General features: G+C 59.8%; 21 protein-coding genes and 1 pseudogene. 9 read left to right on the top strand and 13 right to left on the bottom strand.

Annotation, left to right across the window (positions count from 1 at the left end; all coding sequences use genetic code 11):
* Nucleotides 1–521 precede the first annotated feature (521 nt).
* Nucleotides 522–1,682, top strand: coding sequence for a tRNA/rRNA methyltransferase (locus FJU30_RS04495; protein WP_150433451.1), 1,161 nt, complete (start codon nt 522–524; stop codon nt 1,680–1,682).
* 72 nt (nt 1,683–1,754) lie between these two features.
* Here FJU30_RS04495 and emrB read toward each other — a convergent pair whose 3' ends face one another.
* From emrB to mprA, 3 genes are all read right to left on the bottom strand, one after another.
* Complete coding sequence (gene emrB / locus FJU30_RS04500; RefSeq protein ID WP_150433450.1) at nt 1,755–3,290, bottom strand: multidrug efflux MFS transporter permease subunit EmrB; 1,536 nt, start codon at nt 3,288–3,290, stop codon at nt 1,755–1,757.
* 17 nt (nt 3,291–3,307) lie between these two features.
* Nucleotides 3,308–4,483, bottom strand: coding sequence for a multidrug efflux MFS transporter periplasmic adaptor subunit EmrA (gene emrA / locus FJU30_RS04505; protein WP_150433449.1), 1,176 nt, complete (start codon nt 4,481–4,483; stop codon nt 3,308–3,310).
* A gap of 210 nt (nt 4,484–4,693) precedes the next feature.
* Complete coding sequence (gene mprA, locus FJU30_RS04510; RefSeq protein ID WP_150433448.1) at nt 4,694–5,209, bottom strand: transcriptional repressor MprA; 516 nt, start codon at nt 5,207–5,209, stop codon at nt 4,694–4,696.
* 416 nt (nt 5,210–5,625) lie between these two features.
* On the opposite strand from mprA, the gene FJU30_RS04515 reads away from it, so the two are divergent.
* Nucleotides 5,626–5,847, top strand: a complete 222-nt coding sequence (locus tag FJU30_RS04515) for a 3-keto-5-aminohexanoate cleavage protein (RefSeq protein ID WP_223881481.1) — start codon at nt 5,626–5,628, stop codon at nt 5,845–5,847.
* A 49-nt stretch (nt 5,848–5,896) separates the two neighbouring features.
* Here FJU30_RS04515 and proX read toward each other — a convergent pair whose 3' ends face one another.
* From proX to FJU30_RS04540, 5 genes are all read right to left on the bottom strand, one after another.
* Nucleotides 5,897–6,892 carry a glycine betaine/L-proline ABC transporter substrate-binding protein ProX gene (gene proX, locus FJU30_RS04520; protein ID WP_150433446.1) on the bottom strand — a complete coding sequence of 332 codons (996 nt, stop codon included), beginning with the start codon at nt 6,890–6,892 and terminating at the stop codon, nt 5,897–5,899.
* An 87-nt stretch (nt 6,893–6,979) separates the two neighbouring features.
* Complete coding sequence (proW, locus tag FJU30_RS04525) at nt 6,980–8,140, bottom strand: glycine betaine/L-proline ABC transporter permease ProW (RefSeq protein WP_150433445.1); 1,161 nt, start codon at nt 8,138–8,140, stop codon at nt 6,980–6,982.
* A complete protein-coding gene (gene proV, locus FJU30_RS04530) occupies nt 8,133–9,335 on the bottom strand; it encodes a glycine betaine/L-proline ABC transporter ATP-binding protein ProV (RefSeq protein WP_150433444.1) in 1,203 nt (400 codons plus the stop codon). Before proV ends, proW begins: the two co-directional genes overlap by 8 nt.
* 936 nt (nt 9,336–10,271) lie before the next feature.
* On the bottom strand, nt 10,272–11,042 hold the full coding sequence (locus FJU30_RS04535; RefSeq protein ID WP_150433443.1) for an amidohydrolase: 771 nt from the start codon (nt 11,040–11,042) through the stop codon (nt 10,272–10,274).
* Nucleotides 11,030–12,190: a pyridoxal phosphate-dependent aminotransferase gene (locus tag FJU30_RS04540; protein ID WP_150433442.1), complete on the bottom strand. Its 1,161-nt coding sequence runs from the start codon at nt 12,188–12,190 to the stop codon at nt 11,030–11,032. Before FJU30_RS04540 ends, FJU30_RS04535 begins: the two co-directional genes overlap by 13 nt.
* A 221-nt stretch (nt 12,191–12,411) precedes the next feature.
* Between FJU30_RS04540 and FJU30_RS04545 the strand changes: the two genes are divergently transcribed.
* From FJU30_RS04545 to FJU30_RS04555, 3 genes are read left to right on the top strand one after another with little or no spacing between them, the layout of a single operon-like run.
* Nucleotides 12,412–13,026, top strand: coding sequence for a methylthioribulose 1-phosphate dehydratase (locus tag FJU30_RS04545; protein ID WP_150433441.1), 615 nt, complete (start codon nt 12,412–12,414; stop codon nt 13,024–13,026).
* Nucleotides 13,023–13,712 (top strand): acireductone synthase, encoded by a 690-nt coding sequence (gene mtnC / locus FJU30_RS04550; protein WP_150433440.1) that lies wholly within the window; start codon nt 13,023–13,025, stop codon nt 13,710–13,712. The genes FJU30_RS04545 and mtnC overlap by 4 nt, the downstream gene beginning before the upstream one ends.
* Entirely contained in the window at nt 13,709–14,251 is a 543-nt protein-coding gene (locus tag FJU30_RS04555) for a 1,2-dihydroxy-3-keto-5-methylthiopentene dioxygenase (protein ID WP_150433439.1), read from the top strand. The genes mtnC and FJU30_RS04555 overlap by 4 nt, the downstream gene beginning before the upstream one ends.
* Before the next feature lie 49 nt (nt 14,252–14,300).
* Here FJU30_RS04555 and FJU30_RS27580 read toward each other — a convergent pair.
* Together FJU30_RS27580 and mtnA are read right to left on the bottom strand one after the other, a co-directional pair.
* Nucleotides 14,301–14,408 (bottom strand): annotated as a pseudogene (locus FJU30_RS27580) (S-methyl-5-thioribose-1-phosphate isomerase); the annotation flags it as partial.
* Between the two features lie 27 nt (nt 14,409–14,435).
* On the bottom strand, nt 14,436–15,467 hold the full coding sequence (gene mtnA, locus FJU30_RS04565; protein ID WP_150433438.1) for an S-methyl-5-thioribose-1-phosphate isomerase: 1,032 nt from the start codon (nt 15,465–15,467) through the stop codon (nt 14,436–14,438).
* 314 nt (nt 15,468–15,781) lie between these two features.
* Between mtnA and mtnK the strand changes: the two genes are divergently transcribed.
* Nucleotides 15,782–16,984: an S-methyl-5-thioribose kinase gene (gene mtnK / locus FJU30_RS04570; protein WP_150433437.1), complete on the top strand. Its 1,203-nt coding sequence runs from the start codon at nt 15,782–15,784 to the stop codon at nt 16,982–16,984.
* A gap of 10 nt (nt 16,985–16,994) precedes the next feature.
* Here the strand turns inward: mtnK and yajD are convergent, their stop codons facing one another.
* Nucleotides 16,995–17,348 carry an HNH nuclease YajD gene (gene yajD, locus FJU30_RS04575; protein ID WP_150433436.1) on the bottom strand — a complete coding sequence of 118 codons (354 nt, stop codon included), beginning with the start codon at nt 17,346–17,348 and terminating at the stop codon, nt 16,995–16,997.
* 92 nt (nt 17,349–17,440) lie between these two features.
* Complete coding sequence (gene fadE / locus FJU30_RS04580; RefSeq protein WP_150433435.1) at nt 17,441–19,879, bottom strand: acyl-CoA dehydrogenase FadE; 2,439 nt, start codon at nt 19,877–19,879, stop codon at nt 17,441–17,443.
* A gap of 241 nt (nt 19,880–20,120) precedes the next feature.
* Here fadE and lpcA point away from each other — a divergent pair, with 241 nt between their 5' ends.
* On the top strand, nt 20,121–20,702 hold the full coding sequence (lpcA, locus tag FJU30_RS04585; RefSeq protein WP_150433434.1) for a D-sedoheptulose 7-phosphate isomerase: 582 nt from the start codon (nt 20,121–20,123) through the stop codon (nt 20,700–20,702).
* 41 nt (nt 20,703–20,743) lie between these two features.
* Nucleotides 20,744–21,511: a class II glutamine amidotransferase gene (locus FJU30_RS04590; protein WP_150433433.1), complete on the top strand. Its 768-nt coding sequence runs from the start codon at nt 20,744–20,746 to the stop codon at nt 21,509–21,511.
* Here the strand turns inward: FJU30_RS04590 and dpaA are convergent.
* On the bottom strand, nt 21,482–22,204 hold the full coding sequence (gene dpaA / locus FJU30_RS04595) for a peptidoglycan meso-diaminopimelic acid protein amidase (RefSeq protein ID WP_150433827.1): 723 nt from the start codon (nt 22,202–22,204) through the stop codon (nt 21,482–21,484). The genes FJU30_RS04590 and dpaA overlap by 30 nt on opposite strands.
* Before the next feature lie 794 nt (nt 22,205–22,998).
* On the opposite strand from dpaA, the gene FJU30_RS04600 reads away from it, so the two are divergent.
* Complete coding sequence (locus FJU30_RS04600; protein ID WP_150433432.1) at nt 22,999–24,342, top strand: Na(+)-translocating NADH-quinone reductase subunit A; 1,344 nt, start codon at nt 22,999–23,001, stop codon at nt 24,340–24,342.
* Nucleotide 24,343: the final 1 nt, after the last annotated feature.

Genomic DNA, 24,343 nt, shown 5'->3' on the forward strand with positions numbered 1-24,343 from the left:
TCTGCCCGCCGTTTTATCGATTGCCGCTGGCCTGTTGCGCGCGGAATCCGGCGGGTAGCGTGGTCTGGCGCTTCATTACTGACGATACCCCAAATAATGCAAGTTGCAGGAAGGCGGCGACGCAGCGACAAATTCGTCGGCAACGAATGTGTTCAGCCAACGGCTGACCTCCGCTGAGAGACAGGGTGTCTCTCATTCATCCCCAGAGGCTTACACCAGTAAGCGTCCGGGGTGAGCGACAACGCTGTCGGCAGCGGAGTTGCACGCCGCTGCCGGCGGCCCGGTAAGGGCCAGCCCCATGGCGGAGGCGAGTCACAAAACCAACGCACCTGCATTTTGCAGCATGAAGGGTATATACCGAATTTAGTGGGCTCTAAGTATGGCGAGCAGAGTGCGTGTGAACAACGTGGTTTGTTCGATGGTTACAATAGTTTCTGGCTTTGATAAAAGCCGGTAGCGCAGCGGGTGTACATAAGGTAATCTTCGCGCCCGGTGTACCGATCGCACAGGTGGAGATAACGATGAGCGATTCATTCAGTGGTAAAAGCGGCAAAGTTCGCGTGATGTATGTCCGTAGCGATGACGAGAACGGAAAAGACAATAAAGGGAAGCGCCCGGCCGGCAAAGGCGGACGGGACGATAATCGCCGGCGCGACGGTAATCCGCGCGACAAAAATCCGCGCAATGCCCGCGGCGAAGGCGGCGACTCCCGTCAGCGTTCTTCCCGTGACGGCGCGCCGCGCGATAATGCCTGGCGCAATGAGCGCGCCCCTGGTGAATCCTCTCGTCCGCGTTCCGACCGCCCGCGTCGCGACACCTCGGGAGAGAGCGGAGGCGCTTACGATTCGCCGTGGCGCACGGTTTCGCGCGCGCCTTCTGATGAGGAAGAAACGCCGGATCACGGCGGAATCAGCGGCAAGAGTCAAATCGATCCTGAGCAGATTCGGCGTCAGCGCGCGGAAGAGACGCGCGTCTACGGCGAAAAAGCCTGTCATGCGTTGTTCAGCAACCGGCCGGACGCTATTGTCCGCGCCTGGTTCCTGCAGGAAGTCACGCCGCGTTTTCGCGAAGCGCTGCGCTGGATGGCGGCCAATCGCAAAGCCTACCATGTGGTGGATGACGAGGAACTGAGCAAGGCCTCGGGCACCGATCATCACGGCGGCGTTTGCTTCCTGATCAAAAAGCGGCAGGGGTTGGATGCGCGGCAATACCTGGAACAGCAAAGCGCGGAGCGAGACTGCGTGCTGGCGCTGGAGAATGTCGGCAACCCGCATAACCTGGGCGGCATTCTGCGCAGCTGCGCGCACTTCGGCGTACAGGGCGTGCTGCTGCCGGATCCGGCGCTGCTGGAGTCGGGCGCGGCGATCCGCACGGCCGAAGGCGGCGCGGAGCACGTGAAGGCGATCGGCGCCGACGATCTGGCCGCCGAACTGGAGGTGTTCCGCCGCGCGGGCTACACCATCGTCACCACCACCAGCGCTAAGGGCACCTCGCTGTCGCAGCTGGCGCTGCCGAACAAAGTCGTGCTGGTGCTGGGGCAGGAAGGCAATGCGCAGGCCGCTCCGTGGCTGCGCGGCGATGTTAACGTGTCGATCGACGGCACGGGCAAAGTCGAAGGTCTGAATGTGTCCGTGGCCACCGGTATTCTGCTGGCCGAATGGTGGCGCCAGAGCCGCGCCTGAGCCTTAAACGGGCGGCTGTCCGGCCGCCCGTTGCGTTACCCTCTCATACCTTTCCTTTCGGCAGAATGACGGCTAGTGCGCGCCGCTTTTGCGACCGCCGGCGGTAAACGGCGGCCGGGCAAACCACACCAGTACCAGCAGCGCAAGAAAGATGCCGGCCGCCGCCCAGAAGATTTCGTTAGCCGAAATGATAAGACCCTGAGCGGTGATCTGCTGCGCCAGCCAGCTCGATACCTGCTGCTCCGTCATGCCTGACTCCTGCATTTTCTGGTAAATTTCCTGCGTCAGCGGATTGTAGGGATTGACCGATTCCGTCAACTGAGCATGGTGCAGGGACTCGCGCTGGGTCCACAGCGTCGTGGTCAGCGAGGTACCGATCGAACCGGCCAGCGTGCGGGTAAAGTTGGACAGGCTGGAGGCGGCGGCCATACGTTCCGGCGGCAGCCCCGACAGCGTGATGGTGGTGAGCGGCATAAAGAAGCAGGCCACGGCGAAGCCCTGCATAAACTGCGGCCAGGCCGACGCGCCAAAGTCCATACCGGGTTCGAAGGTCCAGGCGCGCCAGTAGAAACAAACGGCATACATGATAAAGCTGAAGCTGACCAACTGACGCATATCCAGCCGCGGCGCGAAACGGCCGATGATCGGCGACAGCAGCACCGGCATCAGCCCGACCGGCGCGGAGGCCAGTCCGGCCCAGGTCGCGGTATAGCCATAGACCTCCTGCAGCAGCTGAGGCAGCAGTACGATGGCGCCAAAATAAAACATATAGGCCAGGCTGAGGCACAGACAGCCGATGGTGAAGTTGCGCGACTTAAACAGCGACAGATCGACGACGGGGTGCTCGTCGGTCAGCTCCCAGACGATAAGCAAGGTGATGCACACCACGGCCAGCGCCATCAGTACGATAATTTCCGACGAGTTGAACCAGTCCAGCTCCTTGCCGCGGTCCAGCATCATTTGCAGGCTGCCGATGCCGACCACCAGCAGGGCCAGCCCGATGGTATCGATTGGGCGGATCTCCGTTTTGGTTTCCCGCCCGCGCAGGATCTGCGTAGTGATCAGCACCACCACGATTCCCAGCGGGACGTTGATAAAGAAGATCCAGCCCCAGTGGTAGTTGTCGCTGATCCAGCCGCCGAGTATCGGCCCGCAGATCGGGGCGACCACCACGGTCATCGACCAGAACGCCAGCGCAATGCTGCGTTTGGCCGGCGGATAGTTGTTCAGCAACAGGCTTTGCGACAGCGGAATGAGCGGACCGGCCACGATGCCCTGCATTACGCGGAAGAAAATCAGCATTTCCAGGCTGGTGGACATGCCGCACAGCCAGGAGGTGAGGGCAAACAGCCCGGTCGCCCACAGAAACAGACGCACCTCGCCAAAGCGTTTCGCCAGCCAGCCGGTGATGGGGATCGAGATCGCATTCGCCACGCCAAAGGAGGTGATAACCCAGGTTCCCTGAGAGTTGGAGGCTCCCAGGTTACCGGCGATGGTCGGGATGGCGACGTTGGCGATGGTCGAATCCAGCACCTGCATAAAGGTGGCCAGCGAAAGCGCCACGGTCAGCCAGGCCAGGCTCGCACCGGTAAGCGGTTTTTTTTGCACGCGTATCTCCCGATGGATTAGCCGGCGTTGGCCTGAATGATAGAGGCGATCATCTGGTTTACCGGCGCTAAATCAAGCGCCAGCGCGTCGCTCTGGTAAGCCGGGCTGGTGCGCGCCTTATCGGCCAACACCGGTCCCTGCTGGTCGCGGGTATCGACCTTAACCAGGGTGGATAAGCCGATGCGCAGCGGATGTTCGGCCAGCTGTTGCGCATCCAGTTCGATACGCACCGGCAGACGCTGCACCACCTTGATCCAGTTGCCGGTGGCGTTTTGCGCCGGCAACAGAGAGAACGCGCTGCCGGTGCCCATATCCAGCCCGACGACGGTTCCCTTGTACACCACGCTGTCGCCGTAAATATCGCTGATTACGTTGGCCGGCTGACCGATACGCATGTTTTTCAGCTGCGTTTCCTTGAAGTTGGCGTCAATCCAGAGCCGGTCGGCCGGCACGATGGCCATTAACGGCGTGGCGGTGGTGATGCGCGCGCCGACCTGCACGCTGCGGCGCGATACATAGCCATTCACCGGACTGACGATTTGGGTGCGCTGCAGGGCCAGCCAGGCGTCGCGCACCTGCGCGGCCGCCTGTTGCACCGACGGCTGCTGCTCCAGCGGCGTGTTCAGAATCATGGCCTGATTGGCCTGGTACTGCTGCACCGCCACTTCCAGCGAGGCGCGCGCGCTGGCGACGGCGTCCCGCGCGTGCTGAACTTCTTCCCGGCCGATGGCGTTGGCGTTGCCCAGCGTTTCGCGCCGGCGCAGGTCGCTTTGCGCCTTGTTTAATTCCGTCTGATTCAGCTCTATGTTGGCCTGGTACTGCCGGCCGTTGACAATCAGCTGGTGAACCTGACGCACGCTGCTGGCCAGCGCGGTCTGCGCGCGCTCCAGCGCCTGGCGGGCATCGGTGGGATCGAGCACCACCAGTACGTCGCCCTGTTTGACCCGGTCGGTGTTGTCTACGTTAACCTGGGTAACGCTGCCGGCCACTTGCGACATCAACTGAACCTGATTGCCCGCCACATAGGCGTCATCGGTTTCCTGATGGTGACGCAGCACCAGGAACCAGTAGACCAGCCAGGCGCAGCCGACCAGGACAAAAATTATCGTCAGCAGCGTCAGAATACGTTTGCGCTGCCGTGCCTTATTCTTCTTATTCTGTGGTGGTGGGGTGGTTTCCACGCCTGTAGTCATGGTGTTCTCCAGTATTGTTATTCTTGCTCTTGATGACCTTCTCTGTACGCGCCGCGGCGACGGGCGCGCACTGCCCAGCCAGTAGAGTCGATCAGCAACGCGGCCCGTCGGCGGGCCGCGAACAACAAAAGCCGTTACGCCTGCTCATCACAAGATGGCGAGGTAACGGAGATTGTTGTGGATTAGGCCGTTCAGCGGGCGGCGTTCAGATCACAGGATCGGGATATCGTCGATTTTATCGATCTGCACCAGCAGTTTGCGCATCAGCATCTCGAGCTGCTTTTGTTCTTCCGCGCTCAGCGTCGACCAAAGGAAGTGGAGACAGGTGTGCTGCGGCGGCAGCAACTGATCGAGAAACGCCTTTCCTTCCTGAGTCATATGAAGATGCAGGCAGCGGCGGTCGCTGTCGCTCTCACGTCGCTCTATCCAGCCGCATTTTTCCAGTTCATCCGCGATGCGGGTGGCATTGGTGCGGGAAGAGCCCAGCGCGGCGCTCAGTTCGGATGGTTGGATACTGTAGTCCGGCTGGGACTCCAGCGTCAGCAGCGCCATAAACAGGGTTTCGTTGATACCCTGCGCTTTGAGCATTTTATTGCGGTGCTCCAGGATCTTACTTTGCATGTGCATGCACAACCGCAGCAGCAGCACTTCCTGATACGGAAAGTCAGGCCGGCGTTTGGCACGCAAATTTAACATTTGTTCTATCGGGGAAAACGAGCTATCCATACTGTGCACCTCATTAGTAACACGCATTATAATAACGTAAGTGACTAGTTAGGTAAACGTCACACCCGCCGGCGCGGCGTATTTATTTGTGACAGAAAGTAAGCGTCCCGCCGAATACCGCATCGCCCGGCGGCGGCGTGCGCCGTCTGGCCGGCCCTTGCCGGGGGCAACGCGCTTTCCCGCCGTCAGTTAATGATAGCTGCCACGTTATTGACAAATATGAGCGACTAAAGCATTTGGTCAGATTAGATACGCGCGCTGGGTCCAGCGCTGCCGGAGGGGGATAAGTTATCCGCTATCTCCTCATCGCGCCGTACATGCCGAAGAATAATGGCCGTGGTGGGCGTCGGTCCTGTGATTGCTCGCTTAAATAAAGGCGTCGCCGGCATATCGGCGACGGGGACTGGCGCGGGTATTTGCCGATCATCGACGCGGCGCTGGCGCTCGGTGGCCATCTGCGGGTGGGGATGAAAGACAATATCCTGTATCGCAAAGGAGAGCTGGCGCGGTCTAACGTTCAGTTCGTGGAACGGGTGAAGCGCATCGTAGCGGAGTGGGATCGCTCGGTGGCGCCGCCGGATGAAGCGCGGGCGCGGCTGGGATTCATGCGTCAGGGAGAGGCCGGCGCGCCGCAATAAGCGCGCCGGGAGCGAGCAGGGCGGAGTATACCGCCCTGTGCCGGAGAGGTTATTTTGCGGCGTCGGCGGCCGTTTTCACCCAGCCGTCAAACAGCTGCTGGTGAGCGGCGATCCAGCCGTTAACGTGGCGTTCGATATCCGCCTGCGAGGCTTCGCCCTGATGCATCCGCATGTTCTGCGCGTTGATGTCGCTTACCGGCACCTTCATGATGGCGAACAGTTTAGCCGCGGCCGGATTTTTTTCCGCCCACTGCTTATTGGCGGCGATATGGATGGTGTTAACCGGGAAACCATAGTCGGCGCCGTTCGGCAGTTTGGTGCTGACGTTTTGCATCTCGCCCGGCTGGGAAGAGAACGGCACCTGTAACCAGACCACGTCGCGGCCGGGCACCAGCACATCGCTGACCCAGTACGGTGTCCAGGTGTAATACAGGATCGGTTTGCCTTCTTTAAACCGGGTGATGGTATCGGCGATCAGCGCGGCGTAGTTGCCCTGATTGTGCTCCACCGTCTTCGTTAAGTCGTAGGCCTTCAGATGATGGTTAATCGACGCTTCGCAGCCCCAGCCCGGCGTACAGCCGGTCAGATCCGCCTTGCCGTCGCCGTTGGTGTCAAACAGACGGGCGATTTTCGCATCTTTCAACTGGGCGATGTTGGTGATGTGGTACTGCTGCGCCGTTTTTTTGTCGATCAGATAGCCCTGCGCGGCGCCGGAGACATAGACGCCCTGACGGTAAAACTTCGCGTCGCCGCCGGCGGCTTTATACATATCGACCTGCAGCGGATCCCAGCTCACCGCCATAAAGGTGGTGTCGCCCGAAGCGATGGAGGTATAGGCTACGTTGTAGTCGACTTCGCGCTGCGGCTGGACGTCATAGCCCAGTTTTTCCAGCGCTTTGCTGACCAGCAGCGTCTGGAAGGTTTCTTCCGACAGGGTGCTTTGTACCGGTTGAACAGAAACGCCTTTGCCAGGCAAATCGGCTGCGGAGATTTGTGTGCTCACCAGTGTGGTCAGGGCCAGAGCCCAGAGTCCTGTTTTGCGCATGATGTTTCCTTTTTTCTGTTTACCAGAGTTGATATACCCTGCGGCTTTGCGGCGGCGGCCGCCGCAATCCGTCGGGTATGAATAGAATTATTTAATGAATGGTCGGGTCAGCAGACCAATCGGCCCGCCGGCGTACCAGCGCTGATTGCCGCGGCTGCGGTTATCGCGGCCCAGCGACTGCGTCAGACGGTCGAGGATAATCGCCAGAATGACGATCCCAACGCCGCCTACGGCCGCCAGTCCCATATCGAGACGGCCGATGCCGCGCAGCACCATCTGACCCAGACCGCCGACGGCGATCATCGACGCGATGACCACCATGGACAGCGCCAGCATGAGCGTCTGGTTAACGCCGGCCATAATGGTCGGCATGGCCAGCGGCAACTGCACTTTAAACAGCATCTGGCGCGGGCTGGCGCCGAAGGATTCACCGGCCTCGATCAGGTCTTCCGGCACCTGGCGAATCCCCAGGATGGTCAGACGTACGATCGGCGGCAGGGCGAAGATAATGGTCACCACCACGCCCGGGACGTTGCCGATACCGAACAGCATGACGATCGGCACCAGATAAACGAAGGCCGGCGTAGTCTGCATGGCGTCCAGCAGGGGACGGATAATGCGCGCCGCCCGTTCGCTGCGCGCCAGCCAGATGCCGAGCGGCAGTCCTATCAGCACGCAGAAGAACAGCGCGGTCAGCACCAGCGCCAGCGTCACCATCGCCTGCGACCAGGCGCCGATCGCGCCGATGGCAATCAGCGACACCAGCGTGGCGACGCCCATGCCGAGGCTGGACATCTGCCAGGCGATCAGGGCGAACACCAGAATGGCGACCGGCGCGGGCATACCCAGCAGCAGCTGTTCGAAGCCGCGCAGAATAAAATCGACCGGCACGCGAATGCCCTGAAACAGCGGTCTGAAGTGCAGCACCAGCCAGTCGATGGCGACGGTGACCCAGTGATCCAACGGGATCAGGGTATCTTTAAACGGATCGAGCAGGCTGAAGTGCTCGCTGGTCGGCGCGGGCGCGCTGTTCAGCCAGTCTGCGCCTTGCTGCGCCGCCTGATGGGCGCCGTCGGCCGGCGCGCTGTTCCAGGCATCGGCGCCGTTTTGCGCCGCCTCGGCGGAGCCGGCGGACCAGGGATCGGCGGCGGCATCGGCCGGGACCGACTGGGCGGCGTCAGCCGCCTGTGCCGGGGCGTTGCCTGCCGGCGCCGTGGTTTCCCACGGGTTAGTCTCTTGATTACTCATTATTCGTTCCCTCTTTGTCCAGGGCCTGTAACAACATGCCTTTTGAAATGATGCCGATGTATTCGTTGTTTTCGCCGATTACCGGGACGGCGCAGGGCGCCTGGGCAACCGGAGAGATCAGCTCACTTAGTGGCATATCGGCCTGTACCGGCGCCGGCTCGCTTAACAGGGCGTGCTCCAGCGTCTGCTGTTCCGCCAGCGCTTTTTTCAGAGAGTCAATGGATACCACGCCGATAAACTTCTGCCCGCGCTCCAGTACATAGCCGTAGTCGCGGTCTTCGTCCTGCAGCAGCTTCAGCGCCGAACGCGGCCCGACCCCGGGCGTTTTACGAATCAGGGTAACCGGACGGCGCTTCGCGATATCTTTGGCGCTGAACACCTGGCTGATGTCCACGCCGCGGAAGAAGGTCTTCACATAGTCATTGGCCGGATTGTTGAGAATCTCATCCGGCGTGCCGACCTGGATGACCTCGCCGCCGTGCATGATGGCGATACGGTCGCCGATGCGCATCGCTTCATCCAGATCGTGCGAGATAAAGACAATGGTGCGTTGCTGACGCGACTGGAGCTTCACCAGTTCGTCCTGCATTTCGCTACGGATCAGCGGATCGAGCGCGGAGAAAGCTTCATCCATTAGCAGAATGTCCGGGTTGTTGGCCAGCGCGCGCGCCAGACCGACGCGTTGCCGCATCCCGCCGGAGAGTTCGTCCGGCCAGGACTGGGCGCGACTGTCCAGACCTACCTGACGCAGCGCGTCCATCGCTTTTTTCTCGCGCTCCGTTTTGGACATGCCGGCCAGCTCCAGCCCGAATGCGGTATTATCCAGAATATTCAGATGCGGCATCAGCGCGAAAGACTGAAATACCATACTGATCTTTTCCCGCCGGACGCCGCGCAGGGCGCTGTCGGAAATTTGCGCGATATCTTCGCCATCGATCAGAACCTGTCCGCGGGTCGGTTCTATCAGACGATTGAGAAGGCGTACCAGGGTGGATTTACCCGAACCGGATAACCCCATGATGACAAATATCTCGCCTTCTTCAATGGCCAGACTGGCATTTTTTACCCCTACAGTCAGACCGGTTTTTTCGAATATCTGGTCTTTATTCATACCGCGATCGATCAGTTTGAAGGCTCGATCGGGATGCTCACCAAATATCTTATAAAGGTTCTTTACTTCGAGTTTAATTGCCATGAATTTATTGTTTTCCTGTAGTGACTTATAATATATAAATCCGTCCTGATGAAAGTGAAAAACGCCCTATACCCTAACACACTCAGATTCTGAGGCAACCCCCGTTAGTCTGATATAACAGGGGCCTGCACGTCATTTATCCTTGTGGGATAACAATAATTTACGCGCATCGGGAAGGTCGTTTTTTCTTTCTTTTTTAACGGCTGAATTTAATATAAAATTCATATATTACAAAATGTTATTGGTTTTGTTCTTTGCAATTTCAACGATTTGATAAATCGTTTTTTGTTTTATGCGGCGCATCGTGATTTATCTCGTTTTTATCCGGGGAGATTTTTTGTGATATATCTCTGGTTTTAGGCCTCTGTCGGTGAAGATAACACAACGGCCTGAACAGCATTTCAACGGATAAACACGTCAGCCGCTTTTAAGTATAGCAGGTAATTGTCATGCGGATAATCTGCGGGAAATATAGCCGTCCAGAGCGCTATAAAATATAGCGCCGATGGACCTATTTCTCTGCGCTAAAACTCAGTTAGCGGCCCGCATATTTCCCTCGCCATTTTCTTCATTATTATCCGCATTTATCCGCGCTTCAATTCGCGAGCGCGCTCGATATATCCACCGGAGATTTATTCGCGGAGAATGGCTGGCGACAATGATTGACGGGATGATTAGCGGGGACAGAGGGAAGCGTCAGTCGGCCGGGCGGGAACGCTAAATAGCTTCACATGATAGCGCTACACATGCAGGACATGACATCCCGCCAGTACTGGCTTCGTACGATGAGACGTGAAACGTCAATGTGCGGAGGTATTTAGCTGTCGGCGCGCAGTGGCTGGTCGATGCAGGGAAGCCGACGACGGCCGGCGCAGCGCGGCGGTTGCCGCGCTTCAGATTCGAATCCGGGGTCGCGGGCCGCCGGCGTTTACTCGTTTACTGCAGCGTGAAGCGATCGGCGTCGCGCCAGGCGGGGAAGGATTCCCGGTAGCTCTGCAGCGCTTCCAGCGACAGTTCGGCGTCCAGACGCGCGCTTTCGTTGGCCTGCGCCTGCGCCAGAATTTCTCCCTGCGGGGTAATAATCCGGCTGTCGCCCTGATAATGATGGCCGTTGCCGTCCGTTCCCACCCGGTTACAGCCGGCGACATACGCCTGGTTCTCTATCGCCCGGGCGGCCAGCAGCGTCTGCCAGTGCGGCGCGCGCGGCGCGGGCCAACTGGCTACATACAGGGCGAGATCATAATCCTGATGGTTGCGCGACCAGACCGGGAAACGCAGGTCGTAGCATACCTGCGGCAGAATGCGCCAGCCGCGCCATTCGACCAGCGTGCGCTGCTGGCCGGCGGTGTAGTATTCATGTTCGCCCGCCATGCGGAATAAATGACGTTTATCGTAGTGATGAACGTTGCCGCTCGGATCGACCAGCAGAAAGCGGTTCACCGCTCCGCGCGCGGTTTGCAGCGCGACGCTGCCGCCAATCATCGCGTTGCAGCGCTGCGCCCACTCGCTCATCCAGTTCACCACCTCGGCCTGCGGCAGGGCGTGCTGCGGGGCGTCCATGGCGAAGCCGGTGGTGAACATCTCCGGCAGGATAATCAGATCGCGTCCCTCAATGCCGGCCAGCTGGTTGGCGAAATGGCGCAGGTTAGCCGCGCCGTCCAGCCAGATTAGCGGATGTTGCAGCAGGGTGAGTTTCAGAGTTGACATAAGCGCTCCGCAGCCGCGTCCAGCGTGGCTTCCTGTTTGGCGAAGCACAGACGAATTAATCTGTGCGGGAAAGGTTCGGCGCAGAAGACCGACAGCGGAATAGCTGCCACGCCGACCTGCTCGGTCAGCCAGCGGCAGAAACTCACGTCGTCCAGATCGGAAATCGCGCTGTAGTCGGCCAGCAGGAAATAGGTTCCTTCGCACGGCAGCACCTCAAAGCGGCTGGCGGCCAGCCCCTGCACGAAACGATCGCGTTTGGCGCGGTAAAAATCGGGCAGTTCGCGCCAGTGCTGCGGCTGGTCGTTGAGCATATCGGCCAGCGCCAGCTGGGCCGGCGTATTGACCGAGAAGGTCAGATACTGATGGATCTTGCGCACTTCCGCGCTGATGGCGGCCGGCGCCACGCAGTAGCCGACTTTCCAGCCGGTCATATGAAAGGTTTTGCCAAACGAAGAGACGGCGATCGCGCGTTGACGCAGTTCGTTGTGCGCCAGCACGCTGGCGTGCCCGTCGCGGGCAAAACAGATATGTTCGTAGACCTCGTCGCTGAGCACATAAATTTCGCGTTCGGCAATCGCCTGCCACAGCTGACGAAAATCCTCCGCCAGCCACACGGTGCCGGAAGGATTGTGCGGCGTGTTGAGAATCACCAGCCGCGCGCGCGCGCTCAGCAGGCCGGCGAACTGCGACCAGTCGACGCGAAAGGCCGGCGGCTGAAGCGGCAGACGGCGCAGGATGCCGCCCGCCAGCGCGACCGCCGGGGCATAACTGTCGTAGCTGGGATCGAAGCAGATCACCTCGTCGCCAGGGCGCACCAGCGCGGTGATTGACGCATACAGCGCTTCCGTGGCGCCGGCGGTGACGGTGATTTCGCTGTCGGCGTCGGGCCGCCAGCCGTACAGTTCGGCCGTTTTATCGGCGATCGCGCTGCGCAGCGACGCCACGCCTGTCATCGGCGCGTACTGGTTGGCGCCCTGGCTAACGTGCCACGCGAGCCGCTGTTGCAGCCAGGGCGGACCGTCAAAATCCGGGAAACCCTGCGACAGGTTGATGGCTTTGTGTTGCTGAGCCAGCGCGCTCATTTGGGTGAAAATGGTGGTGCCCAGCGCGGGCAATTTACTTTCGGGGACGAGTGGGGTGCTGCTCATGACTGAAGGGGACTCCTGCAAGCCTGTGTTGCCGATAATATAACACGATGTTAATATTTAGCAATCAAGATACCCAGACGTTTAAACGGCTAAATACAATAAAGTTCTATCGTTATATACCTAATAGATTTCAGGGGAAAGCCATTACTGCGCTAACCTGAAAACCGGCGGCAACAGCTTACGCCGCTAACGGCCATCACATTGAGCTAACAGGATGAGAAATGACGGATAATCCGCAACTTAACGCGTTGGTTGATGCCTGCCACTGGATAGGACTGCGGGGCTGGTGTCCGGCCACCGGGGGAAATATGTCGGTGCGGTCGGGTGAATATCAGTGCCTGATCTCGGAGTCCGGCAAGGATAAAGGCGCGCTGCGGCGCGAGGACTTTTTGCCGGTCGAGATCGCTACCGATCGGGTGCTGGACAGCCGGACCCCATCTGCGGAAACCGGTCTGCATACTTTATTATATCGTCTGGACCGCGGGATCGGCGCGGTTCTGCATACGCACTCGGTCAACGCCACCGTGCTGTCGCGCGTGGAGCGCTCGGACCAGCTGGTGCTGCAGGGCTATGAGATGCAGAAATCGCTCGGCGGCCAGCGCAGTCATCGGGATCGCGTGGCGATCCCGATTTTTGACAACGATCAGGACATTCCCGCGCTGGCGGCGCGCGTGGCCGACCGGGCGCAAAGCGCGCCGTTGCGCTACGGGTTTCTGGTGCGCGGCCACGGGCTGTACTGTTGGGGAGCGGACGTGAAAGAAGCGCGCCGTCATCTGGAAGGGCTGGAGTTTCTGTTCCAGTGCGAACTTCAGCGGCGTCTGCTGGAGGCGAAATGATTCAGGCGATTGTGACCGATATAGAAGGCACCACCAGCGATATCCGCTTCGTGCATAACGTTCTGTTTCCTTACGCGCGCGCGCGGCTGGCGGAGACGGTGCGCCGGCAGGCGCACAGCGAGGAGATCGCTCAGGCGCTGCAGGCGCTGCGTCAGGAGACGGGACAGTCGGACGCGAGTAGCGACGCCCTGATCGCCACCCTGCTGCGTTTTATGGACGAGGACCGCAAATCGACCGCGCTCAAGCTGCTGCAGGGCATTATCTGGCGCGGCGGCTATCAGAACGGCGATTTTCACGGCCATGTCTATGCGGATGTGGCGCCGCAACTGACGGAATGGCGGCGTCAGGGCGTGCGTCTGTTCGTCTACTCATCCGGCTCGGTGGAAGCGCAGACCTTGTTGTTCGGCCACAGCGAAGCGGGCGATCTGCGGCCGCTGTTCAGCGGCTATTTTGACACCCGGGTCGGCGCCAAACGCGAGTCGGCCTCCTATCATGCCATCGCCGGGGAGATCGATCTGCCTGGCGGACAAGTGCTGTTTTTGTCCGATATCCATCAGGAGCTGGACGCCGCGCAGCAGGCGGGCTGGCACACCCGCCAACTGATCCGCGGTCCGGCCGATGCCGCCAGCCGCCATATTCAGGTGACACGTTTTGACCAGATTAATTTACGGGAGTTTTGCCAATGAGTGCACTGACCATCTTTAGTGATAACGATGCCCGCCAGCCGCTTTGGCAAAGCCGGGATGCCGAAGCCATTCGCCAGCAGTTGGCGGAAATCGGCGTACGGTTTGAACGCTGGCGCGCGGATCGTCCGCTAAGCGCTTCGCCTGCGGCGGAAGAAGTGCTGGCGGCTTATCAACACGAGATCGATAAGCTGGTGGCTGAAAAGGGTTACCAGAGCTGGGATGTGATCAGCATGCGCGCCGATCATCCGCAGCGCGCCGAATTGCGCACTAAGTTTTTAGTCGAGCACACGCACGGCGAAGACGAGGTGCGTTTTTTTGTCGAGGGCGCCGGATTGTTTTGCCTGCATTTGAATGGAAAAATTTTCCAGATTCTGTGTGAGAAGGAGGATTTGATCTCGGTGCCTGCGGGGACCGCGCACTGGTTCGATATGGGGCCGGAGCCGAATTTTACCGCCATCCGCCTGTTCGACAATCCGGAAGGCTGGGTCGCCCGCTTTACCGGCGACAAAATCGCCGACGCCTATCCCAAACTGGCCTGATCGATCCCCGGTACAGCCGGCGGACGCGCACCGTCCGCTGGCCGCCCGTTTATGCCGACAGCGGGCGCTGAAAAATACCGTCCTTCGCCTGCTGCGGCGTGATCACGCCGCAGTCCAGCACCCAACCGCTGATGAGCGCGGCCGGCGTGACGTCGAACCGGTACGTCGTCCGCTGGCCGCCCGTTTATGCCGACAGCGGGCGTTGAAAAATACCGTCCTTCGCCTGCTGCGGCGTGATCACGCCGCAGTCCAGTACCCAACCGCTGATGAGCGCGGCCGGCGTGACGTCGAATGCTGGGTTATAGACCGGTACGTCGTCCGGCGCCCACTGGCAGTGGCCGAAACTGCCGGCGGCGCCGGTCACTTCGGCCGCCGCGCGCTGCTCTATCGGGATCGCCGCGCCGTTCGGGCAGTGTGGATCGTGCGTGGTGTGCGGCGCGGCCACATAAAACGGAATGTGGTGATAGTGCGCCAGCACGGCCAGGCTGTAAGTGCCGATTTTGTTCGCCACATCGCCGTTCGCGGCGATGCGGTCGGCGCCGACCCAGACGGCGTCGACTTGGCCCTGAGCCATCAGGCTGGCGGCCATCGAATCGCAGATCAGACGTCGGGGAATGCCCAACTCACCCAGTTCCCAGGCGGTTAGTCGTCCGCCCTGCAGCAGCGGGCGGGTCTCGTCCACCCATACCTGCGCCACCTTGCCCTGCTGATGAGCGCGCAGCAGCACGCCAATCGCCGTACCGATGCCGGCGGTAGCCAGGCCGCCGGTATTGCAGTGGGTCAGCAGCCGGCTGCCCGGTTTGACCAGTTCCGCGCCCTGAACGGCGATGCGCTCGCATAGCGCTCGATCTTCTTCCACCAGGCGCAGAGCCTCGTCCGCCATGGCGCGGCGATAATCCGTCATGTCCAGCGCCTGCTGCATGCGATCGAGGTTATTCATCAGATTGACCGCGGTCGGGCGCGCCGCGCGCAACGTGTGCAGCGCCAGCGTCAGCGGCTCCCGCGCCATTCCCTGTTCGGCCAGCAGCGCCAGCAGCAGGCTGGCAGACAGACCAATCAGCGGCGCGCCTCGCACGCGCAGAGCCTGAATGTGGTCGACCAGCGTCGCGACGTCGGGGCAGAGGCACCAGCGGGTTTCTTGCGGCAGCGCCTGTTGATCGAGGATCCACAGCTGGTTATTCACGATCTTCAGGCTGGTTGTGTTAAGCGATTGCATGATGAGTTAAATCCATGTTGCGTTATTGCGTCAATATTCTTATTCTGTCAGGATGTTTTATGGATGTATAGACGTCCATACTCTTTTATGCCTAAACAATGAATATGACAGCGTCAGATGGCTGACGACGCGAGTTACCGGGCTGGGCATAGCGGCGTAAGACGCCGATAAATGTGCCGGTAACCCGATTAAATAACGCTCGCGTTGGCCCGCGGCGGGTTCAGGGGGCGCTAATTATCGCCCTCAGTACGTTGCCCCGGGGGACGCGAACTTACAGACGCTGTTGTCAGCAAACTCAGTTTAAGAGGTGATTGATGTCCGGTTATCGTACCTTTGCTGCCGATGATGCGGTTGAATATGCGCGCCAGTACGGCGGAATTGCCGATGCCGGGTCGCTGGTGTCGGCCGACGAAGTGGGCGATGGTAATCTGAATCTGGTATTTAAAATCCGCGATCGCCAGGGCGCGAGCCGGGTGATAGTGAAACAGGCGTTGCCTTACGTGCGTTGCGTGGGCGAATCGTGGCCGCTGACGCTGGATCGGTCGCGCATTGAGGCGGAAACGCTGCTGACGCACGCCCGCTATTGCCCGCAGCATACGGTAAGGGTGCTGCACTACGACGCGCAACTGGCGGTTATGGTGCAGGAAGATCTTTCCGATCACCGTATCTGGCGCGGCGAGCTGGTTCAGGGCATCTGGTATCCGCAGGCGGCGGCTCAACTGGGCGAGTATCTGGCGCAGACGCTGTTCCATACTTCTGATTTTTATCAGCCGGCGCAGGAGAAAAAGGCCGGCGTGATCCGCTTTACCAACCCGGAACTGTGCCAGATTACCGAAGACCTGTTCTTTACCGATCCCTACATCGATCATGAACGTAACCAGTTTGACGCGGTATTGCGGCCGACGGTGGACGCTCTGCGCCAGGACGGCGAGCTGAAGCTGGCGGTGGCGGAATTGAAACACGGTTTTGTCAGCAAGGCGCAGGCGCTACTGCACGGCGATATTCACAGTGGTTCGATTTTCGTTACCGAGGGGCGGCTGAAAGCGATTGACGCCGAATTCGGTTTTTACGGGCCGATCGGCTTCGATGTGGGCAGCGCGCTGGGCAATCTGCTGCTCAACTACTGCGGCCTGCCCGGTCTGCTGCGCGCCGATGCGGCCGGCGTCGCGCGCGAACAGCGGCTGCAGGACGTGCGCGCGCTGTGGCAGACTTTCTCCGACCGTTTTCTGGCGCTGTGCGGCAGCGAATGCCGCGAACCCGCGCTGGGCGCGCCAGGCTATGCCGGGCGTTTCTTACAGCAGGTGTGGCATGACGCGCTGGGGTACTGCGGTACTGAGTTGATCCGCCGCACTATCGGTCTGGCGCACGTCGCCGATCTGGACGGCATTGTCGATGGCGACGCGCGCGCCGCCGCGCAGCGCCATGCGCTGGCGCTTGGCCGCGTGCTGATCATTACGGCGCCGCAACTGGCCGATATGCAGGCGTTGCTGGACGCGGTGCGACGCTGCGCGGACTAAGCGACCGGCGTTACTTTTTGCCTTTTTTATCCAGCATGGCTTTCAGATCGGCGAACGGATTGTGGGTTGCCACGCCGACATCTCGCTGTGCGTCTTCGCCGGCCACCACCGTTGAACCGTAGGTGTCCGCCTCGGTGTATTTTGAATGCTCATGGTCGTGGCAGTACAGGCACAGCAGCTCCCAGTTGCTGCCGTCCTCCGGGTTGTTGCTGTGGTCGTGATCGATGTGATGCACCGTCAGTTCGCGCAGGTTCGAGTAAACGAACTCGCGCGAGCAGCGGCCGCATACCCAGGGAAAGAGTTTCAGCGCCTTTTCGCGATAGCCGCTTTCGAGTTTTACATAGTTTTTTGGAATATAAGCCATAGCGGGGTTGCATTCATCCGGCAGTCAAACAGAAGCCCTTATCTTAACGTAGCGCCGATCGGCATCCTATGACTTTCTTGCCGTCGGCGCGTTCAGGCGGCCGCGCTGTTGTCCGGTTTGCGGCGCGCCGGCTGGCGGGCGCCCAGCGCCTGCGGTTCGAAGTCATCGACGTTAATGGCGCGCAGCCGGCTGGCTTCCGCCTGAATGAGGATATCCGCTTCCTGTCGATCGAGCCGGCCTTCCTCCAGCGCCTGAGCGGCCAGTTCATCGAGACGCATAAAGGGCAGGCTGCGCCCCGTTTCTTCGCACAGGCGCTGGTGGATCGACTCCGCGGCGATGATGTCGTGCAGCGCGGCCTCCATCTGGCCGACCGGATTGTGCGCGCCGGGCGTCAGAGACTGGCCGCGGCCGAGACGGGCGCGGGTGGCTGACGGCGTTTGCATCAGCCGTGCCAGCTGGCGATCCAGTCGGTCGGACGGCGCGTGGGCGCGCCGTCCAAAGGGAAAAATGATCAGCCGCAGGACCAGCGCTACGCCGCGGCGCGGATAGTTGCGCAACAGCGCGTCGATCGCTTGTTCCGCCTGGTGCAGGCAATCCTGTACGCCCCAGTGCAGCAGAGGCAGATCGGCCTGCTGCCGACCCTCTTCGTCATAGCGTTTCAGCGCGGCCGAGGCCAGACACAGCTGGCTGAGCAGGTCGCCCAGCCTGGCCGAAAGGCGTTCCCGCCGTTTCAGCCCGCCGCCCAGCAGCGCCATGCTGACGTCGGCCAGCAGCGCCATATTCGCGCTCAGCCGGTTCAGACGCTGGTAGTAGCGTCGGGTGGCGTCGCGGAACGGCGCCCGGCTGGCGCGCCCGTTGGTCAACCCCAGCCACAGGCTGCGCGCCAGATTACTGCCGAGATAACCGAGATGGCCGGTCAGCGCCCGGTCGAAGCGGCGCAGGTCGCCGGCGCGGGCGGCCTCCATCTCATCAAGCAGATAGGGATGGCAGCGAATCGCGCCCTGGCCGAAGATAATCATACTGCGGGTCAAAATGTTGGCCCCCTCGACCGTGATGGCGATGGGCGAACCCTGCCAGCTGCGGGCGATAAAATTCGCCGGCCCGAGGCAGATGCCCTTGCCGCCGAGAATATCCATCGCGTCCATCACCGCGCGCTGGCCGCGCTGGGTGCAGTGGTACTTGACGATGGCGGACAGCACCGCCGGTTTTTCCCCCTGCGACAGCGCGCCGGCGATCAGCGTGGCCGCCGCGTCCATCACCCAGACGTTGCCGGCGATACGCGCCAGCGGTTCTTCGATTCCTTCCATTTTTCCGATAGCGATCTTGAACTGACGGCGGATGTGGGCATAGGCGCCGACGGCCAGCGCGATCGATTTCAGACCGCCGGTCGAGTTGGCCGGCAGGGTAATGCCGCGCCCGACCGACAGACACTCCATCAGCATGCGCCAGCCCTGGCCGGCCATCGCCGCGCCGCCGATGATGTAGTCCAGCGGAACAAAGATATCTTTTCCCTGAGTCGGGCCGTTCTGGAACGGGATATTGAGCGGAAAGTGGCGGCGCCCGATCTGCACGCCGGGCGTGGCGACGGGGATCAGCGCGCAGGTGATGCCGATATCTTCTTTATCGCTCAGCAGATGCTGCGGGTCGTACAGGCGGAAAGCCAGTCCGAGCACGGTGGCGACCGGGGCCAGGGTGATGTAGCGTTTATTCCAGTTCAGCCGCATGCCGAGCACCTGTTCGCCCCGCCATTCGCCGCGGCAGATAACGCCGCTGTCCGGGATGGCGCCGGCGTCGGAGCCGGCTTCCGGGCTGGTCAGAGCAAAGCAGGGAATATCCTGGCCGCTCGCCAGACGCGGCAGATAGCGATTCTTCTGTTCGCGGGTGCCGTAACGCTGCAGTAGCTCCCCCGGCCCCAGGGAATTGGGCACGCCGACGGTAATGGCCAGAATGCTGGAGATGCCCGCCAGTTTTTGCAGCACCAGCGACTGGGCATAGGCGGAGAACTCCAGCCCGCCGTACTCCTTTTTGATAATCAGAGCGAAGAAACGCTGTTGTTTCAGAAACGCCCACAGCGCCGGCGGCAGATCCGCCAACTGGTGGGTAATCTCGAAATCATTGGCCATGCGGCACGCCTGCTCGACCGGTCCTTCCAGAAACGCCTGCTCTTCCGGCGTCAGGCGCGGAGCAGGCTGCGCGTGCAGCTTTTTCCAGTCGGGCGCGCCGCCGAACAGATCGGCTTCCCACCAGGTGCCGCCGGCATTAATCGCCTCTTTTTCCGTTGTGGACATCGGCGGGATGACGGCGGCAAAGCGCGTCAGCGCGCGGGCGGACAGCAGCCGGCGGCGCAGCGGCGCCAGGATGAGCGGCAATAGCGGCAACAATAACGCCAGCGTCCAGGGCGACCACCAGCGCAGCGCCACCATCGCGGCGATATAGCCCATCAGCAGCAGCGCGGCTGGCCAGCGCGCTATCCGCAGGTAAAACAACGCGCCGATAAGCGCCAGTAGAGCGAGAAGCGTGACGGTGACCATGGATTAGCTCCCGGCGGAAAGAGGTCCGACCTGTTTATCTATACTGTTTGTAGAATATAAGTTAATTTTTATCAATTTATTTACATTGTAATTCCCGCTGGTCTCACAAAGTTGGCCATTGACTTCCGCCTGGCGACCGACAGCGGACTTTTCCCGGTGGTATACTTCTCGCTGTTTGCGCGATCCGCTACACTACGCGGCACAAAAATCGTGATGCTGCTGAACTCAATAAGGGGTTTTCATGTACCAGGACTTGATTCGTAATGAGCTACAGGAAGCGGCCGAAACGCTGAAGAACTTTTTAAGCGATGACGCTCATATTCAGTCTGTTCAGGACGCGGCCGTGCTGCTGGCGAATTCGTTTAAAGCCGGCGGTAAGGTGCTGTCCTGCGGCAACGGGGGCTCGCATTGCGACGCGATGCATTTCGCCGAAGAGCTGACCGGCCGCTACCGGGAAAATCGTCCCGGCTATCCGGCGATCGCGATTTCCGATCCCAGCCACCTTTCCTGCGTCAGCAATGATTTCGGCTATGAGTTTGTCTTCTCGCGCTATATTGAGTCGCTGGGGCGTGAAGGGGATGTGCTGCTGGGCATTTCCACGTCGGGCAACTCGGGCAACATCATCAAGGCCATCGAGGCCGCGCGGGCTAAAGGCATGAAGGTGATTACGTTGACCGGTAAAGACGGCGGCAAGATGGCCGGCAGCGCCGACGTGGAGATTCGCGTGCCGCATTTTGGCTACGCCGACCGTATTCAGGAAATTCATATTAAAGTTATTCATATTTTGATTCAGCTGGTCGAAAAAGAAATGGTCAGGGCCTGATACGGCGCTGACGGGATGTGGTTAGGGTAAGGAGGCTAATCATGTGCGAACTGCTTGGGATGAGCGCAAATGTGCCGACCGATATCTGCTTTAGCTTTAGCGGTCTGGTACAGCGTGGCGGACGGACAGGGCCGCATAAAGATGGGTGGGGGATTACGTTTTATGAAGGCAACGGCTGCCGTACCTTTAAAGATCCTAAGCCCAGCTATAATTCGCCGATAGCCAAACTGGTACAGGATTACCCGATAAAATCCTGCGCGGTGGTGTCGCATATTCGCCAGGCTAACCGGGGCGAGGTGGCGCTGGAAAATACGCATCCCTTTACCCGCGAGCTGTGGGGACGCAACTGGACTTTTGCGCACAACGGTCAGCTTAAAGGGCATCGGGCGTTAAAAACCGGCACCTTTCGCCCGGTCGGGCAGACCGACAGCGAATATGCGTTCTGCTGGCTGCTTTACCAGCTATCGCAGCGCTACCGGCGCACGCCGGGCAACTGGCCGTCGGTTTTTCGCTATATCGCCACGCTGGCCGATCAGCTGCGGGAAATGGGGGTGTTCAATATGCTGCTGTCGGACGGGCGTTTTGTGATGGGCTACTGCTCGACCCACCTGCACTGGATTACCCGTCGGGCGCCGTTCGGCAAGGCGACGCTGCTCGATCAGGATGTCGAAGTGGATTTTCAACGCCACACCACACCGAACGATGTGGTCACCGTGCTGGCCACGCAGCCGCTGACCAGCAATGAAACCTGGCAGCGGATTGCGCCCGGCGAGTTCGTGTTATTTCATTTTGGCGAACGCATAATCTGAGTTGGTCAGGCTGGTGGTCAGCGGTTTGCTGATCACGTATTGACCGTTAAATACCGTGACGGCCGGCGGCTGCCGTTTTTGATTGAACCAGCTATAGCCCGGCTGCAGCTGTTTCCAGAAATTATAGTAGCTGGAGTTGCGGTGGCGCTGCATGTTCTGTTCCGTCATTCTGAACGGATAAATCGCCAGATCGATGGCCGGTTGCCCGTTGAGCAGCGCCTGTTCGACGTAGCGGTAAATCTCATCGATATAGTTGTTGGTCATGGCGTAGCAGCCTACCGATACGCACTCGCCGTGGATCATCAGATAACGGCCGGAATAGCCCTGAGATTTATCGTAGTCGTTGGGGAAACCGATATTAATCGCGCGGTAAAAACGGCTATCGGGTTTAAGCTGGCGCAGATTTACCTGATAAAACCCTTCGGGGCTTTTTAAATCGCCTTCCGTGCGTTTCGGCCCCAGTCCGCCGGAATATTTGCAAATCGGATAGCTTTCCAGAATACGATACTCGCCGCCGACTTTGGCATACAGTTCCAGTACCCGTTCTTCTTTAAAGATCTGGATATAAACCGGAGAGCCTAATAATTGCTGTTTTACTTCTTTGGTTACCGGCGAAGGCTCGCTGGCAACGCTGGTGATTGCTACCGTTGGCAAAAGAAACCACATCGCAAATGATAGCGCGATTTTGTGCATCATCAATCCTGCTCGCTGAAGCTTGATCTGCGGGGCTCTCATGTCGCGCCCCGTATTCCCCTGACTCTAGGCAAATATCAGGCTATGTCACATTAGCACCGCCCTGGCGTTAATCAAGAGAGAAAACATAGAAAAATAGCTTTCAACCAGAAAAAAAATGCTAAACCGGAGCTTATAGTGGATTTTCGGCAAAAAAAAAGGAAAAAGTGTTGTGTAGCCTGATCCACGTCACGCCTTTTCTTCTGCCTTATCATACATAAAGGTGCTAGAATAGTTACATATGGTTACCTGTCAGAGGAAAACGGTCGTCAGCGACAGAAAAGCAGGCTGGTATCTTATGAATCTGGGGCATGAATTGAAAGCGTGGCATCAGTAAGCGTCATTGTGAAGGTTATATGAAAATAATATTAAAAAACAATAACTAATCATGAAGTTAGGTTGATGTTTTAGCGGGTGCCCATCCGCAGGCTCTGGCAAAAGTCTTGCTGAATTCGCGATCTGGTATAACTTTCTGTCTATAAACGGCATTTTACCGGGTTATCCCGTCTGCCAGATAACCGTGAGGGATTGATTGAATCGCTCGCGCGGTTTGATCTCTGCGCTGTTGGATGCACTTTTATGTGGCGCCAACGTCCGTGACAACCGACAACCTATCCAATAGATTTCGCGTCGCAGGAAGACGGTAAGCGGTTCTGGCCGGCGGTAACGCCGCCTGCCGCCGCCCCGGTCCGGGATGGGCCGGCAGCCAACGCGCCTGCAGCCTGAAAGATGGCGGGTATAGCCATGTGAGTCCTATGATTAAGATTAAAAAAGGGCTGGATCTGCCGATTGCCGGAAAACCTGCTCAGGTCATTCATGAAGGACCTGATATTCACTCCGTCGCGCTGCTGGGCGAGGAATATATCGGCATGCGCCCGCGCATGCTGGTGCAGGCAGGCGATCAGGTCAGGAAAGGCCAGACGTTGTTTGAAGATAAAAAAAATCCCGGCGTCTGGTTCACCGCGCCGGCCAGCGGCACAGTCAGCGCCATTCATCGCGGGGCGCGTCGGTTGCTGCAGGCGGTGGTTATCCGCATCGGGGAGGATGAACCGCTCAGCTTCGATCGCTACCCGCGCGACGAACTGGCCCAGCTCAGTCGACAGCAGGTGCAGAACAATCTGCTGGCCTCCGGTCTATGGACGGCGCTGCGGACGCGTCCCTACAGCAAGGCGCCGCGGCCGGGCAGCGCGCCGCACTCTATTTTCGTTACCGCTCTCGATACCCAGCCGCTGGCCGCCGACCCGCAGGTGGTGCTGGCCACGGAGCCGGAAGCTTTTCACGATGGCCTGACCATCCTGTCTCGCCTGACGGACGGTAAAGTCCACCTCTGCCAGGCGGCGGGCAGCCCGTCCGGTCAGCGCCATCAGGGGCAAATTTCCTGCAATGAATTTTCCGGTCCGCATCCGGCCGGGCTGGCGGGCACTCACATTCACTTCCTCGACCCGGTCGGGCCGCACAAGACCGTCTGGCACATCAATTACCAGGATGTGATCGCCTTCGGCAAATTATTTACCAGCGGCCAGCTGTATACCGATCGGGTGATTGCGCTGGCCGGGCCGCAGGTCAACGAACCCCGCCTGATCCGCACCCGCCTCGGCGCCAGCCTGACGGATCTGACCGACGGCCAGATCAAAGACGGCGACAACCGGGTGGTGTCCGGCTCGGTGCTGAACGGCACCCGGGCCGATCCGGCCCACGACTGGCTGGGACGTTTCCATTTGCAGGTATCGGTGCTGGCCGAAGGCGGCGAAAAAGAGCTGTTTGGCTGGGTGATGCCGGGCGCGGATAAATTTTCCGTTACCCGCACCACGCTGGGGCATTTTCTGCGGCGGAAGCTATTCGCTTTTTCCACCGATACGCACGGCGGCGCCCGGGCCATGGTGCCGATTGGCAACTATGAGCGCGTGATGCCGCTGGATATTCTGCCCACGCTGCTGCTGCGCGATTTGCTGTCCGGCGATATCGACAGCGCGCAGGCGCTGGGCTGCCTGGAACTGGATGAAGAAGACCTGGCGCTATGCACCTATGTTTGCCCCGGTAAATATGAGTATGGGCCGGTACTGCGCGACGTGCTGAGCAAAATTGAGCAGGAAGGGTGAG

Source organism: Affinibrenneria salicis (assembly GCF_008710095.1).